General features: G+C 67.9%; 9 protein-coding genes. 4 read left to right on the forward strand and 5 right to left on the reverse strand.

Annotated features, from left to right (window positions below; genetic code table 11):
* The 4 genes from BST12_RS26800 to iniR all read right to left on the reverse strand — a co-directional run.
* The coding region (locus BST12_RS26800) for a PE family protein (protein ID WP_139801972.1) at window positions 1-645 on the reverse strand (645 nt) is incomplete at its 3' end.
* A gap of 131 nt (window positions 646-776) precedes the next feature.
* Window positions 777-3668: a (Fe-S)-binding protein gene (locus BST12_RS26805; protein WP_083116235.1), complete on the reverse strand. Its 2892-nt coding sequence runs from the start codon at window positions 3666-3668 to the stop codon at window positions 777-779.
* Between the two features lie 141 nt (window positions 3669-3809).
* The gene (locus tag BST12_RS32320) at window positions 3810-3968 is read right to left on the reverse strand and encodes a hypothetical protein (RefSeq protein WP_170062211.1); all 159 of its coding nucleotides are present in this window, start codon (window positions 3966-3968) and stop codon (window positions 3810-3812) included.
* A 344-nt stretch (window positions 3969-4312) separates the two neighbouring features.
* On the reverse strand, window positions 4313-6781 hold the full coding sequence (gene iniR, locus BST12_RS26810; protein ID WP_083116241.1) for an isoniazid response ATPase/transcriptional regulator IniR: 2469 nt from the start codon (window positions 6779-6781) through the stop codon (window positions 4313-4315).
* A gap of 138 nt (window positions 6782-6919) precedes the next feature.
* Here iniR and BST12_RS26815 point away from each other — a divergent pair, with 138 nt between their 5' ends.
* From BST12_RS26815 to iniC, 4 genes are all read left to right on the forward strand, one after another.
* Window positions 6920-7456, forward strand: a complete 537-nt coding sequence (locus tag BST12_RS26815) for an Rv0340 family IniB-related protein (protein WP_083116236.1) — start codon at window positions 6920-6922, stop codon at window positions 7454-7456.
* Between the two features lie 244 nt (window positions 7457-7700).
* Window positions 7701-10163 carry an IniB N-terminal domain-containing protein gene (locus tag BST12_RS34400; RefSeq protein WP_083116237.1) on the forward strand — a complete coding sequence of 821 codons (2463 nt, stop codon included), beginning with the start codon at window positions 7701-7703 and terminating at the stop codon, window positions 10161-10163.
* Window positions 10164-10268: 105 nt separating this feature from the next.
* On the forward strand, window positions 10269-12101 hold the full coding sequence (gene iniA, locus BST12_RS26825; protein ID WP_083116238.1) for an isoniazid-induced dynamin-like GTPase IniA: 1833 nt from the start codon (window positions 10269-10271) through the stop codon (window positions 12099-12101).
* On the forward strand, window positions 12098-13579 hold the full coding sequence (gene iniC, locus BST12_RS26830; protein ID WP_083116239.1) for an isoniazid-induced dynamin-like GTPase IniC: 1482 nt from the start codon (window positions 12098-12100) through the stop codon (window positions 13577-13579). The genes iniA and iniC overlap by 4 nt, the downstream gene beginning before the upstream one ends.
* A 24-nt stretch (window positions 13580-13603) precedes the next feature.
* Here the strand turns inward: iniC and BST12_RS26835 are convergent, their stop codons facing one another.
* Window positions 13604-15370 (reverse strand): Hsp70 family protein, encoded by a 1767-nt coding sequence (locus tag BST12_RS26835; protein ID WP_083116240.1) that lies wholly within the window; start codon window positions 15368-15370, stop codon window positions 13604-13606.
* Window positions 15371-15516 lie beyond the last annotated feature (146 nt).

A 15516-nucleotide genomic window follows, 5' to 3' on the forward strand; every position in this document is an offset into this window, starting at 1 on the left:
CCCGCCGCGCCCGCCGGCAGTTGTGCCGAACCCGCCGGCGCCCCCCGCGCCGCTGGCGCCGAACACGCCTTGACCGCCGGCGCCGCCGTTGCCGCCGGTGGTGGCCCCCTGCCCGCCGGCACCGCCGACACCCCCCACACCGAACAGCCCGGCCGCCCCGCCGCTGCCGCCGTTTTGGCCTGCCCCGGTCGCGGAGGAGGCTCCGGACCCGCCGGCGCCGCCGTTACCGATCAGCCACCCGCCAGATCCCCCGTTTTGCCCGGTCCCCGGGGCTCCGGGGGTGCCGTTGCCGATCATTGGGCGCCCCGACAGCGCCTGGGTTGGCCCGTTGACGGTGGTCAGCAGATTTTCCAGTGGCGACGCGTTGGCGGCCTCGGCGGCGGCATACCAATCCGCGCCCGCATTCAGGGCCTGCACGAACTGGTTATGGTAGGCCGCCGCTCGAGCGCTGAGCGCTTGATACCCCTGGGCGTGCAAGCCGAACACCGTCGCGACGGCCGCCGACACGTCATCGGAGGCCGCTGCTACAACCCACATCGTGGGCGATGCCGCCGCTGCGTTGGCGCCGTTGATCGTTGAACCGAGAGCGGTCAAATCCGAAGACACCGCTGCCAGCGCCTCGGGCGCCGCGAGCAGGAACGACATCCGGGTACCTCCCACTACGTCCTGTCGAGACGCGAGGTCGGCGCGGTTTGGCGTCGGCGACCGACAGGACCGCAGCTTATTTCGCCAAGGGCAGCAAAAGTCCCGGATTCGCCAATCTGGTGGCGATCAGTTCAGCGCTTGCCGGGCCGGCGGGCGCCGGGGGCGATGCCCAGGCCTTTGACCGGTGCTGCAGGCGGCTTCGGCTCCCCGTCCTTGTCCGACGACGGCTTCAGTTCCGGCTTTGCCTCGGGTTTTGCCTCAGCGGGTTTTGCCTCAGCGGTGGGGGCCGCAGGCTGCGCGGGTGCGGACGCCTTCTTTGCTCCCGGACGCTTGGCGCCGGCCGCGATACCCAGACCCTTCACCGGTGCCGCGGGTGCGGCCGGGGTGGACGGAGCCGTGGCTTCGGGCGCTGCTGGTGCCGCGGCCTTCGTCTCAGCAGCCGGAGCGGCAGCGGGAGCGGCTGCTGTCTTCTTGGCGCCGGGTCGTTTGGCGCCGGCGGCCATGCCCAGGCCTTTGGCCGGTGCGGCTGGCGCGGCCGGCGCAGCGGGTGCAGCAGCTGCTTCAGGGGCCGGTGCCGCTGTCTTCTTGGCGCCGGGCCTCTTGGCGCCACCGGCCATGCCCAGACCCTTCACCGGCGCCGTCGCCGCGGGCTTGGCGGCTTCCTCAGCCGGCTTCTCGGCCGGCTTCTCAGCCGGCGCTTCGGCGGGCGCTTCGGCGGGCGCGGTGGCCTTGGGCGCCGTCTTCTCCGGCTTCGGGGCCCGCTGTTCGGCCTCTTTGGCGGCCGTGCCCTTCGCCGGCAGCAACGACTTGTCGTGATCGAGGGACGCGAGCAGCACCTGGGCCACGTCGAGCACCTCAACGCCGCTGCGCCCGGCCTCTTCCTGCCGGTCGTTGACGCCGTCGGTCACCATCACCCGGCAGAACGGGCACGCGACGGCGACGGTCGCGGCCCCCGTGGCCAGCGCCTCGTCGACCCGTTCGTGGTTGATGCGCTTGCCGATGTGCTCTTCCATCCACATGCGGGCTCCGCCGGCGCCGCAGCAGAAACTGCGCTCGGCGTGGCGCGGCATTTCGGTGAGGTTGGCTCCAGCCGCGCCGATCAGCTCACGCGGCGCTTCGTACACCTTGTTGTGCCGGCCCAGATAGCACGGGTCGTGATAGGTGATGTCCTGCGAAACCGAGGTGACGGGGACCAGCTTCTTGTCTCGCACCAACCGGTTGAGCAGCTGGGTGTGGTGCAACACGGTGTAGTTGGCGCCCAGCTGCCGGTATTCCTTGCCGATGGTGTTGAAGCAGTGCGGGCAGGTGACGACGATCTTGCGGTCCACGGTTTCCACGCCCTCGAACAACCCGTCCAGGGTTTCGACCGCCTGCTGAGCCAATTGCTGGAATAGGAATTCGTTGCCGGAGCGACGCGCGGAGTCGCCGTTGCAGGTTTCCCCGGTGCCCAGCACCAGATACTTCACGCCGGCGACGGCAAGCAGTTCGGCGACGGCTTTGGTGGTCTTCTTGGCTTTGTCGTCGTAGGCGCCCGCGCAGCCCACCCAGAACAGGTACTCGTAGCCGTCGAAGCTCTCGACGTCCTCGCCGTAGACCGGGACGTCGAAGTCCACTTCGGAGATCCAGTTGGTCCGGTCGGAGGCGTTCTGCCCCCAGGGATTGCCCTTGTTCTCCAGGTTCTTGAACAGCACGCCCAGTTCGGAGGGGAACTCGGACTCCATCATCACCTGGTAGCGGCGCATGTCCACGATGTGATCAACGTGCTCGATGTCCACCGGGCACTGCTCGACGCACGCGCCGCAGGTGACGCAGGACCACAGCACGTCCGGATCGATGACGCCGCCCTGTTCCTCGGTGCCCACCAACGGGCGGCTCGCCTGCTCCGGCCCGGAGCCCAGCACCCGGCCGAAGCCCGACTCGGGAACGTGGTGTTCCTCGGCGTGCTTTTCACCGCGCAGCTCTTCGCCGAGCCCGCCCTCCGGCGTGCTCTCCAGCGGAGACTCCTTCTCGCCCAGGATGTAAGGCGCCTTGGCCATCCAGTGGTCGCGCAGGTCCATGATGACGAGCTTGGGCGACAACGGCTTTGCGGTGTTCCAGGCCGGGCACTGCGACTGACACCGCCCGCACTCGGTACAAGTGGCGAAGTCGAGCATGCCCTTCCAGCTAAAGTCCTCGATCTTGCCGCGGCCGAATTGGGCGTCGTCGGGCGGGTTTTCGAAGTCGACCGGCTTGCCGTCGGCCTCGACCGGCAACAGCGGGCCCAACCCGTCGGGCAGCCGCTTGAACACGACGTTGATAGGGGCCAGGAAGATGTGCAGGTGCTTGGAGTGCAGCACGATCAACAGGAACGCCAGCATGACGCCGATGTGCAGCATCAGCGCGACGGTTTCGATGATCTCGTTGGCGTCGTGGCCCAGCGGATGCAGCAACGCGCCCATCGCGTGGGAGAAGAATGCGCCCTTGCCGTAAGGGAATTCGTCACCGAGGGCGTTGACCGAGGCCCCGCGGAAGATGGCATAGGTCCAGATGACGTTGAAGATCATGAACAGGATTAGCCATGCACCGCCGGTGTGTGAACCGTAGAAGCGGGATTGGCGACCATATTCCTTGGGCTCGCTGCGCATTCGGATGATGGCGAACGTGACGATGCCGGTGAGCACGGCCAAAGCGAAGAAGTCCTGCAAAGCGCCCAGCGCGTCCCAGCGACCGATGATCGGCAAGTGGAAGTTGGGCTGAAACAGCACCCCGTAGGCCTCGATGTAGACCGTCAGCAGGATGAAGAAGCCCCACATGGTGAAGAAGTGCGCCAACCCCGGCAGCGACCACTTCAGCAACTTGCGCTGGCCAAACACCTCGGAGAGCTCCGTCCAGATGCGGCTGCCCAAATTGTCCGTGCGGCCACTGGCCGGCTGGCCCGACATGACCAGCTTGTACAGCCACCAGACTCGCCGCACAGCAAACATGACTACGACCGCGGTCATGCCCATGCCCAGCACCAATCTGATGAGCGTCTGCGTGGTCACGGATGGTCACCTCACTTAGTCGTCACTCGGCGGATCGCACTGGAAGTCGTGTGCGGGCAACGCTCATAGTGACATCTTTGCGGCTCTGGCCGCGAGATAGGCTGCCCTAAGTGCTGTGTTAAGTGGCCATTCAAGGCCCATTCAGGAGCCAAGAAGCTTGATCAGTTGGACCTGGATCTCGCCGACGAAGCCCCCGAGAATGGCTTCGACCGCGATCATCAGTGGCTCGTCGTCCTTGAACACCGGCCGCAGAATCGCCTCCTGCGGCGTCTCCGGCAGCCGTTCCAGATCCAGATTCACCTCCCTGAGGGTGAAGGTGGCGGACTCGATTACCGCACCCAGGTGGCGTCCCGGCCCGGGTTGCGCTTTGAGTGTGTAGCGAGGGTGGCGGACCCGTGATTCGACCGCCAAGGATGCACACTCAAAGCCACGAGTGCACACGCGAAGCGGTCGGGCGTTTGTGCGTCGGTGGTCGCGATCGATCGCAGGATCGACTGTGTACTAGCGGCTTTGAGTGTGCAGCCAGGGTGGGGCAATCGCGATTCGACCGCCAAGGGTGCACACTCGAAGCCAAGAGTGCACACGCGAAGCGTGGGGGCGTATGTGCGTCGGTGGTCGCGATCGATCGCAGGATCGACTGTGTACTAGCGGCTTGCCAGCATCGCGCGCAGCATCGACAGCATTTCCGATCGCGAGCCGGCCCCCAGGCGGCGGCGGATCCGGGCGACGTGGTGTTCGACCGTCTTCGCCGAGATGAATAGCTGGCCGCCGATGTCGCGGTACGGCATGCCGAGCAGCAGCAGCTCGGCGACTTCTCGTTCCCGATCGGACAGCGGCGTGCCGGCCGCCGGCTGGCGCGGCGACGGCGGGGCGCCGGATTCGGCCATGGCGTCACGGGCCTCACTGGCGTCACGGGCCTCACTGGCCTCACTGGCCTCACTGGCCTCACGGGCCTCGCGGGCCTCGCCGGGCGCTTCGTTGGCACCGAGTTTGAGGTCGCGGGCCAGCTGCAGCATGGCGCCCGAGACCCGCCCGTCGGGCGTTTGCAGCGCGGCCTGACCGGCCAGCCGGGTTGCGTCCGAGGTCAGCCCGACGTGCGACAGCGCTCGAGCCGCCACGATGACCTCGTCGGCGTCAACCTGATCGGCCAGCACCCGCAGCCAGGTTCGTCCGGCCGCGGAAAGTGCACGGGCAAGGGCACTTTCCGCGCCGCTGAGCGCTTGTCCGTGCGGCGCCACCGACTCCGGCGAGTTCGCCAGGATCCCGGCGTGCACCCCCGCCCAATGCAGCGGAATCGACCACAGCGCCGGGTTGCTCAGCGAATCCAGCAGCGAGAAGGCTTGATTCAGCGCGTGCTGGAGCTGGTCGACATGACGCATCCGCGCTGCCGCCACCCACAGCTCGCCCAGCGGCAGCAGTATGAAGAGATCAATCGAGCACTCGGCAAGCACCTCCATCGCGGTGTACCAATGCTTTTGCAGCGCACCGGTATCGCCGCTGCGGCGCGCGATCGCAGTCTGCAACGCAGCCGCCCACAACGCGTCGCGGCGATGCAGATCGGTGCCGGCCGCAGCGACGTCCGCCGCGGCTGAGGACAGTTGTCCGTCTTGCATCTTGATCCACCCCGACAGCAGCAGGTGCCGCGGCACGAATGCCCCGTCGCCGCGAACCCTTACGGCGCGCGCGATCACGCTGCGGGCGCGAACTGGGTCGCCGCCGTGTATTGCGGCCAGAGTGACCAGTGCGGCGGGGCTGTCTGGCATGACTTCGGTCAACGGTTGTTCAGTGGCGATGGCCTGACCCAATTTCGCGATCGCCGCGGGATAGGGCTGATCGATGGTCATCAACAGCCCCTCGGCGAGGCTGCGTGCGGTGCGCGCGGCCGTCGTCGGGGGACCGGCGGTCGCGGGTCGCAGTGCCGCTTGCGCGCCCGTCAGGTCGCCGGTCGCGATGAGTCCGATTGCCGCGGCGGCGTTTACTATCGCGTCTGAGTGTGGTCCCAGCCAACTGAACAGTTCGGCGGCCTGGCTTGTGTTTCCGTCGTGGGTGGCGACGCTGGCCGAAATGCGCACCGCTGCAGCGCATTCGGCTTGGTCTGGCGAGCTTAGCAGATCGTCGGCAAGTGTCGCCGCCGCCGCACAGTCGCCGGTGCGGGCCAGCGCCTCGGCCAGGCGTGAGGTCAGCCCTTCGGCGCCGGCCTCGACCGCTGCCCGGTACAGGCGCGCCTGTCGTCTCGAGTCCCCGCGGGTCTCGGCGGCCTGGCGGGCGAGAATGTGCGCCAGACGTTGGTCGTGCAGGCCATGCTCGGATAGCCTGAGCGCGAAATTAACTGACACCGTTGATATTTCGAGCTGCGAATGCAGTAGCGAAGTCTCGACCCCGCGGTGGCGGGCGTTGCCGACGAGCTGGGCGACGGCGTCGTGCACCAATTGCAGGAACAAGGGAGGGTGCACGGGTTCGACGAGTCCGCCGGCGCGGGCGCGATCGACCAGTCTTTGTGCATCCGCTGCCGAAACCTCTAGTGCCGCAGCAACATCGGCGGCGCCCAAGTCGTGGTCCAGCGACATGACGAGCAGGGTGTCGAGCGTGGACTCGTCGAGGCGGCGTAGCCGCTCGAGGAGAGCGACCTTGGCCGCGCGCGTCGGCGACTGTGGCCCGTCGCAGACCGCATGAACCAGGAACGGCAGCCCCGCGGTGCAGCCCATCAGGTGGTCGGCGACGGTCAGCGGCGCGAGTGTAATTCGCGGTCGGGTCCGCTCGATAGCCGTCGTTGCGGCCCGCAGCTCGGGGTGGTGTTCCTGCGGTTCGGCGGCCACCACGACCGTCAACCGGGGGTCGGCGGCGCGTTCGGCCAGGCGTTGCAATTCGCTGTCGGAGAGCGACTGCGCGTCATCGATCACCAGAGCCGCATCCGACGGATCGTCGTCTCGCACGCGGGTCAGCACGGGCAGGCCAGCATCGCGCAGGATGCCGCGGGCCGAGTTGAGAACGGTCGACTTGCCGGTTCCGATGCCGCCACTGATGAGCACCTTGACCGGAACGCTCGCCGCGTTGGCAAGCTCCCGGACGGCGGCGCGCGCGGCCGGATGGATCTCGCTGGACGATTCCACCATGTTCGCTTTCACCCAGTATCCCGGACATCCCCTAATGGGGGACCCCCTAATGGTGCCCTACGGCAGGCGGGTTTCGCACCGATCACAGCCGGTGCCCCAAACCGATAGCATCTTGTTAATCGGCTGAGGAGGTGCGTGATGGCAAACTCGTTGCTCGACTTTGTGATCTCGCTAGTGCGTGATCCCGAGGCCGCAGCGCGCTATGCCGCCAACCCCGCGCAATCGATCGCAGACGCTCATCTTACGAACGTGACCAGCGCCGATGTGAACAATCTGATTCCCATGGTGTCGGATTCACTATCGATGGCCGCACCGCCGGGCCCGGTTGCGGGAGCGCAGGTCGTCGACCATGGCAACGTCTGGGCAAGCGGTGCCGCAGCAGCGGCGCTGGACGCTTTCGCGCCACATCCGCCGGCCGGTGTGGTTCATCAGCACGTCGCGCCGGGCGTTATCACCGAACCGGCTGTGCCCGGGTTCAGCGAACAGACGGCGGGAGCGCAGCCGCTGGGGATTGAGCCACATGAACCTTCGGTGCTGCTCACCGGCTCGGAGACACCCGATCCAACGTTCGACCACGCGGGATTCGTGGCCGACGACCCCGGCATATGGGATCACCCGGTGATCCACCCGCACACAGCTGATCCCGATCACCACGGCTTCGGCCTGCACGGCTGATTTTCGTCTGTTCGCCCCTGTTGACCAGCGCAAATGCTGTCAAATAGGGGCGTTTCGGTATGGGTATAGGGGCGCCCCGATTTCCCCTAACCCCCTAACGGGGTACCCCGGTCGATCCCGGTGGGTACTCCTCGGGCTGGGGGACCAGACCCCGATTCCGGAGGGGGCCGGAATCCATAGCGTTTATGTCAACGCCGCCCTCGTCGGCGAAAAGCTTCACAGATCCGATTGAAGGGAAACGAAGATGACCTCGCTTGTCGACTACATCCTGAGCCTGTTCCGCAGCGAAGACGCGGCGCGGTCTTTTCTCGCCGCGCCCGGGCAGGCGATGACGAATGCCGGCCTGATCAACGTCTCGCCCGCAGAAGTCTCGTCCGCGGCGGCGACGGCTTTGCCGGACCTGGCGCTGGGTTCTGGCGACCCGATCGGGGGTTTGCAGCAGGCCGTGGCTGACCAGTACGGCTTTGCCCCCGTTTACGCGGACGCGCCGGTGTATGCGGATGCTCCGGTGTACGCCGACGCTCCGGCGTACGCCGACGCGGGTTACGGCCCAGCGGTGGTTGCTCAGGACGCCGGTTTGGTGGCGGCCGACGTGGGCGCCGGGGTGGCGGCCGACGTCGGCGCTGGCATAGCCAGCGGCCTCAGCACCGGGTTCTTCGGCCAAGGCGGTGGCGGAGTTGGTTGGCAAACGGGTGCGGGCGGCTTCATGCCGGGGTTCGCTTTCGCTGCGCCGACCGGCGGCTTCGCCAGCCAGATCGGGGTGGGGGCTCAGGCGGGCCTGGGTTTCAACGTCGGCTTCGAGGCCGGCTTTGAGGCCGAAGCTGGTGCTCAGCTTGGAGCAGGGCTAGGCCTTGGTATTGGTGGCCAGACCGGCGTGGGTGCGGGTCTTGGCTTTGGTCTTGGTGGCCAGGCCGCCGTTGGTGGTCAGGTCGGAGCTGGCGTGGGTCTGGGTCTTGGCGGTGGGTTTGACGGCCAGGCCGGTATCGGTGGTGCTGCGGGTGTGGGTCTGGGCGGTGGCATCGGCGGTCAGGCTGGCATCGGTGGGGCCATTGGCGGTCAGGCCGGAATCGGTGGTGCTGCGGGTGTGGGCCTGGGTGGCGGCTTAGGCGGTCAAGCCGGTATCGGTGGGGCAGTTGGTGGTCAGGCTGGTATCGGTGGGGCAGTTGGTGGTCAGGCTGGCCTTGGTGGTGCTGCCGGTGTGGGCCTAGGCGGTGCGGTTGGTGGTCAGGCTGGAATCGGTGGTGCGGTTGGCGGTCAGGCTGGCCTTGGTGGTGCTGCCGGTGTGGGCCTAGGTGGTGGGCTCGGCGGTCAGGCTGGCATTGGTGGTGCGGTTGGCGGTCAAGCCGGTATCGGAGCGGGTCTTGGCGGCCAAATCGGCGGCGGCCTGGGCGCAGGTCTGGGCGGTGGCGTCGGCGGCAGTGCCGGCTTGGGCGGGCAGGCCGCTATTGCGGGCGGCGCTCAGGCTGGCGGTGCAATCGGTGCTAGTGCCGGCAGCCAAGCGGGCATCGTCGGCCGCACGGTCGGAAACAGTCAGGTCGGAGTCGGTGGTCAGGCCGGCGGTGCTGTTGCCGGTCAGGCCGGCGCCGGACTGGGCGCTCAAGCGGGCATCGCCAGCCAAGCGGGCATCGCCAGCCAAGCGGGCATCGCAAGCCAAGCGAGCGTCGCCAGCCAAGCGGGTATCGCCAGCCAAGCGGGTATCGCCAGCCAAGCGAGTCTCGCAAGCCAAGCGAGCGTCGCCGGCCAAGCCGGGCTGGCCGCCGGCACCTCTGCCGGCCTCACTAGTCAAGCGGCATTAAGCAGCCAGGCCGGTATCGCCGCCGGAGGAGGCGTGGCAGCCGCCGGCAACACAGCGCTGGGTGTCGGCGCGAGCAGCCAAGCCGGGTTGCTTTCCAGTGAGGGCGCGGCGCTGAATGGCGCTGCCACACCGCATGTTTCGGGACCGCTAGCCGGCGTCGGGGTCGGTGGTCAGGCCGGCGCGGCAGGCGGTGCCGGACTGGGCATCGGAGGCAACGCATTCGGTGGCCACCCGGTTGTGACACCGCAACCGGCAGCGACCGTCGCCGCCAGCGGCGGAGCTGGCTTGGACGCCCAGACGGCTCCCGGCAGCGTCGCGGCCGCCGGAACCGGCGGCGGCACCCTGGCCGCCGGAGCCGCCGGAGCCGCCGGAGCAGGCGGACCTGTCGTACCTGGCGGGCCTGGCACGCACGGCGGCGCCACGGTGGCCGGCGGAGCGGGCGCGGGAGCCCACGGCGACATCCTCACCCATGAGGGAACGACACTCGGCACCACCGGCGGGACCACCGCCGGGGGCACGGCAGGTGTCACGCCGGGCGAGCACACCCCGCCCGTCCCCGCCGGCCACGGCCCCGTCATCCAAACCGGAGGCGGCGCTGGCGGCCAGGTGACGCCGCCGTCGCACGGACCCGTCATACAGACGCCGGGAGGCGGAACGACGGGTGGCACTCCGCCGGTGATCCATGCGCCGGCGCCGCACGCCCCGACACCGGTTCCGGCCCACCCGACGCCGATGCCGGCCGACCACGCGCCGGTGCCGACGCCGCAACAGCACGCGCCGGTTGAGCAGCCCGTCCATCATGAGCCGCCGAGCCCGTCGGTGTTCGGGCATGAGCCGCCCGTGCCGCACACGCCGCCGGCGCACACCGATCCGCCGGCGTCGCACGGTCCGGTCGGGCACCACGGGTTCTGATTCGACAAGACTCGGGCCGAACCGGCGGGGACCTTCATGGTCCCCGCCGGTTTGTGCGAATACCGTGATCTCCGAAGCCAGCGATCGAGAAAGTGGGGCAACGCGGTGAACCAACCCGATGACCCGCGCCGGGTCAGTGTGATCGTCGAATTGATCGACCACACCGTGGCGATCGCCAAGCTGAACGACCGCGGCGACCTGGTGCAGCGGCTGACCCGGGCCCGCGAGCGCATCATCGACCCGCAGATCCGGGTGGTGATCGCCGGGCAACTCAAACAGGGCAAGAGTCAACTACTCAACTCTTTGCTCAATCTGCCGGTGGCCCGCGTCGGCGACGACGAGGCCACCGTGCTGGTCACCGTCGTGAGCTATAGCGCCGAACCGTCGGCTCGCCTGGTCGTGGCGGCCGGCCCAAACGGCGAAACCGCAACCGTGTCCATCCCGGTCGACGACGTCAACCAAGACCTCCGCCGCGCACCGCAGGCAGCCGGCCGCGAGGTGCTCCGGGTCGAGATCGGCGCGCCAAGTCCGTTGCTACAAGGCGGATTAGCGTTCATCGACACACCCGGTGTGGGCGGGCACGGGCAGCCCCATCTGTCAGCGACCCTGGGCCTGCTGCCCGACGCCGACGCCCTCTTGATGGTCAGCGACACCAGTCAGGAATTCACCGAGCCGGAGATGTGGTTCCTCCGAAAGGCACACCAGATCTGCCCCGTGGGGGTGGTCGTGGCCACCAAGACAGACCTGTATCCACGCTGGCGAGACGTCGTCAACACCAACGCCGCGCACCTGCAGCGCGCCCGCGTGCAGCTGCCCATCGTTCCGGTCTCATCGTTGCTGCGCAGCCACGCGGTCACCCTCAACGACAAGGAACTTAACGACGAATCCAATTTCCCGGCGATCGTCAAATTCCTCAGCGAGAAGGTCCTCTCTCGCCAGACCGACCGAGTGCGGGACCAGGTACTCAACGAAATACATTCGGCCGCAGAGCAATTGACGTTCTCGGCCGGTTCGGAATTGTCGGTCCTCAACGACCCGGGCCTGCGGGAGCGGCTGGCCGACGATCTGGAGCGGCGCAAGAAGGAAGCCCAGGACGCGCTGCAGCAGACCGCGCTTTGGCAGCAGGTGCTCAACGACGGCTTCACCGACCTGAGCACCGACGTGGACCACGATCTGCGCGCACGATTCCGCGCCGTCACCGACGACATGGAACGCCAGATCGATTCCTGCGATCCCACCCGGCACTGGGCCGAGATCGGTGCTGACGTGGAAGACGCGATCGGCACCGCCGTCGGGGACAATTTCGTCTGGGCCTACCAACGCGCCGAGGTATTGGCCGACGATGTCGCCCGCTCATTCGCCGATGCGGGGTTGGACTCCGTCATGTCTCCCGAACTGACCGCACGTCTGATGGGCGGCGAGTTCGGACGGCTAAAAGCGTTGGCGCGGTTGGAATCCAAGCCGCTTGGCAAGGGCCAGAAAGTGGTCTCGGGATTGCGGGGATCCTACGGCGGCGTGGTGATGATCGGCATGCTGTCGTCGGTCGCCGGGCTGGGGCTGTTCAACCCTGTGTCGGTGGGGGCCGGTCTGATCCTCGGCCGGATGGCGTACAAGGAAGACAAGGAGAACCGGCTGCTGCGGGCACGCGCGGAGGCGAAAGCCAATGTGCGGCGCTTCGTCGACGACGTCTCGTTTGTGGTGGGCAAGGAATCTCGAGACCGGCTCAAGCTGATCCAGCGCACGATTCGCGACCACTACCGCGACATCGCCAACGAGATCACCCGTTCGCTCAACGAGTCGCTGCAGTCGACCATCGCCGCCGCGCACCTGGAAGATGTGGAGCGCGACAACAAAGTTCACGAACTGGAGCGGCAGTTGGACATCCTCAACCAGGTCACCGACAATCTGAATAAGCTCGCGCCCTTGGGTCGCCCGTGAGCACAACTGATCGCGTCCGCGCGATACTGGGCGGAACCATCGAGGCCTACCGGGGGGAGCCGGCTTACCGCCAGCGCGCCGACGTGTTTCACCAACTCGATCGAATCGGCGCGCGGCTGTCCGAACCGATCCGCATCGCGCTGGCCGGCACACTGAAAGCCGGAAAGTCCACGCTGGTAAACGCTTTGGTCGGCGACGACATCGCGCCTACCGATGCCACCGAGGCCACCCGCATCGTGACCTGGTTTCGGCACGGGCCCACTCCGCGGGTCACCGCGAATCATCGCGGCGGGCGGCGTTCGAACGTCCCAATCACCCACGAAGGTGGATTGAGCTTCGACTTGCGCAAGGTCAACCCCGCCGATGTGATCGATCTCGATGTCGAGTGGCCCGCCGAGGAATTGATCAAGACCACCATCATCGACACGCCCGGTACGTCGTCGCTGACGCGCGACGCCTCCGAGCGCACCTTGCGACTGTTGGTGCCGGCCGATGGGGTACCGCGGGTGGATGCGGTGGTGTTCCTGCTACGGACCCTAAACGCCCCGGATATCGCTTTGCTCAAGCAGATTGGCGGTTTGGTCGGCGGCTCAGCGGGGGCGCTGGGCATCGTCGGCGTGGCCTCGCGCGCCGACGAGATAGGCGCCGGCCGCATCGATGCGATGTTGTCCGCCAACGACGTTGCCAAGCGCTTCACCAGCGAGATGAATCAGACGGGCATCTGCCAGGCGGTGGTCCCGGTGTCCGGCTTGCTTGCGATGACCGCGCGCACGCTGCGCCAAAGCGAGTTCACCGCGCTACGCAAGCTGGCCGGGGCCGACAGCGGTGAACTCAACAAGGCCTTGCTGAGTGTGGATCGCTTTGTCCGGCAAGATATTCCGTTGCCGGTTGACGCGGGCACCCGTGCGCAGCTGCTGGACCGCTTCGGCATGTTCGGCATTCGGATCTCGATCGCTGTGCTGGCGGCCGGCGTCAACGATGCGGCGGGGCTGGCCGCCGAGCTGCTGGAGCGCAGCGGGCTGGTGGCGCTGCGCGACGTCATCGATCAGCAGTTCGCGCAGCGCGCCGACATGCTAAAGGCGCACACCGCTTTGGTGTCATTGCGCAGGTTCGTGGCGGCATATCCGGTGATGGCCACCCCGTACGTCATAGCCGATATCGACCCGCTGCTCAACGACACCCACGCCTTCGAAGAACTACGCTTGCTGAGCCTATTATCCTCGCACGCAACGACTCTCAACGAAGAAGAGATTGTCTCACTGCGGCGCATCATCGGGGGCTCGGGCACCGGTCCGGCCGCCCGACTGGGACTGAGCACCGAGGATCCCAACGAGGGCCCGCGCGCGGCCTTCGCCGCGGCGCAACGCTGGCGCCGTCGCGCCGAGCACCCGCTCAACGACCCGTTCACCACCCGGGCCTGCCGCGCGGCGGTGCGCAGCGCCGAAGCGATGGTCGCCGAGTTCGGCGCGCGCCGGTAGCAGCCGGGTAGCGGGCGGTAGCCGTTAGGCCCCGGGCGCCACTCTGGTGGGAGTGACCGGCGCGACCGTCGTCGTCGGCGGCGGCTTCACCGTGGTGGTCGGGGGCGCGGTCGTCGTGACCTGAGTAGACGTGGTCGGCGGTGGCGTGGTCGTCGTAGTGGTCGGCGGCTGCGTCGTGGTTGTGGTGGTCGTAGTGGTCGACGGGGTGGTCGAGGTCGTCGACGTGGTGGTTGGGGGCGGGCTCGTCGTGGTGCTGGACGGCGGCTGCGTGGTGGTCGTCACCGTGACGGGCGGAGGGGTGATCACCGTCTCGGTGGGGCTGTTGTCCGGCCCGATCACCGTGGTGGTGATGGGCGGCGGCTGCGACGTGGTGGTGACCGGTTTGGTGTTGGTCGGGCGCAGCGTCAGCGCCAGCACCACTGCCAGCAGGATGGCCCCAGCCGCCCCGGCCAGGCTCAGCAGGATGGCGGGACGCCGGTACCACGGCGGCAGCTCGGGTTCGTCGGGCGCGACCGGCGGCTCGACGGGGGTGGTGTAGTCGGCTGGGCCCGCATAGGGAACCGGTTCCATGCCGGTGCCGGCGTCCTCGGACCAGGCCAGGGCCTGATCGGTGGTGGAGTCGCCGCTGCCGGGCAGCGCGTCGGTTGCACCGGTCCAGGCGGCCGGTGCTGCTTGGGTCGGCAGGCCGGCGGCGCCGACGACGCTGGTCGGTACGTCCACCGCGGGACCGGCACCGGTCGGCAGGCCCGCTGAGGACCGCTCCAGGCCGAGGGCCGTCGCGCCGAGTGCGGCGCCGAACATCGGTTGCGCAGTGGTGAGGACCGGGATCTGGAACCGTTCGGAAAGTCGGCCGGCGATCAACGGGATGCCGGCCCCGCCGCCGACGGCCGCCACCGCGCTGAGGCTGGTACGCGCAATTCCGTTGCGCTGCAACGCTTCTTCGAATGCTGCGAGGAATCGGTCCAGCGGCCCGGAGATGAGCTGATCGAACTCGGACCGGGAAAACCGCAGATCCCCGCCTGACCCGGGCAGACCGCTCGCGCCAGTGGCGATCGTGGCCACCGTCGTGGCCGAGAGCTGCTCCTTGGCGCGCCGGCATGCCCCGAGCAGCCGGGTCACCGAACCCATTTGCGTTGCGGTGACAGAGACATTAGTGCTGTCGACACCGGGAGCGACGGTGAGAACGTGATTCAGGATGGCCTGATCGATGTCGTCTCCGGAGAAATCGCGGTCCCGGAGGGTCGGTCCGATCTGTTGCAGATTGGCTCCGGCATTGGCCAGCGTGACGCTGGTGCCGCTGGCGCCGAAGTCGCACAATGCGACGACGCCGCCCGTCGGGAATCCGGGCTGGGCCGCCAAACTCGCGAGCGCGACCGTGGCGTCGGAGATCACCAGGGGGGCGCCGTCGGGTGCCAGGCTCGGCTGGCTGACGAGCGCCCCGCGCAGCGCCGCGAACTGGCCCTCCGACCAATATGCGGGCGCGGCGATGGTGACCGGCGTGCCGTAGCCCACCGTGCGCGCCATCGCGTCCAGCGCGACCACGGTCAGTGCCGCCCCTTGGTACTTGGTTCCGTCCGTCGCCACCAGCGGCGCCTGGTCGCCCACCCGCTCGACAAAGCCGCGCAGCACCAGCCCGGGTTCGTTGAGATTCGGATTCTCTTCCGGCAGGCCGACTTCAGCCGGTCTGCGATCGAACAGCGTCAATACCGAAGACCGGGACACCGGGTTGGCCCCCGCCCGAGCTGCGACCAGGTTGGCCACCCCAATCGACAACCCGAGCGAATCGCTCATATCGCATACCCCTGTGTCAGTTGATTTTCTGGCGGTCGGCTACGGAAGGTGGGGCGGCAGCGTAATCGGAGACGGCACGCCCGGAATGGTGATCACCGAGGGTAGCGGCGGTAGATGGCGGTGGGTCGGGGGGGCCTGTGTAGGTG

This window comes from Mycobacterium angelicum (assembly GCF_002086155.1).
GTDB classification, from domain to species: Bacteria; Actinomycetota; Actinomycetes; order Mycobacteriales; family Mycobacteriaceae; genus Mycobacterium; species Mycobacterium angelicum.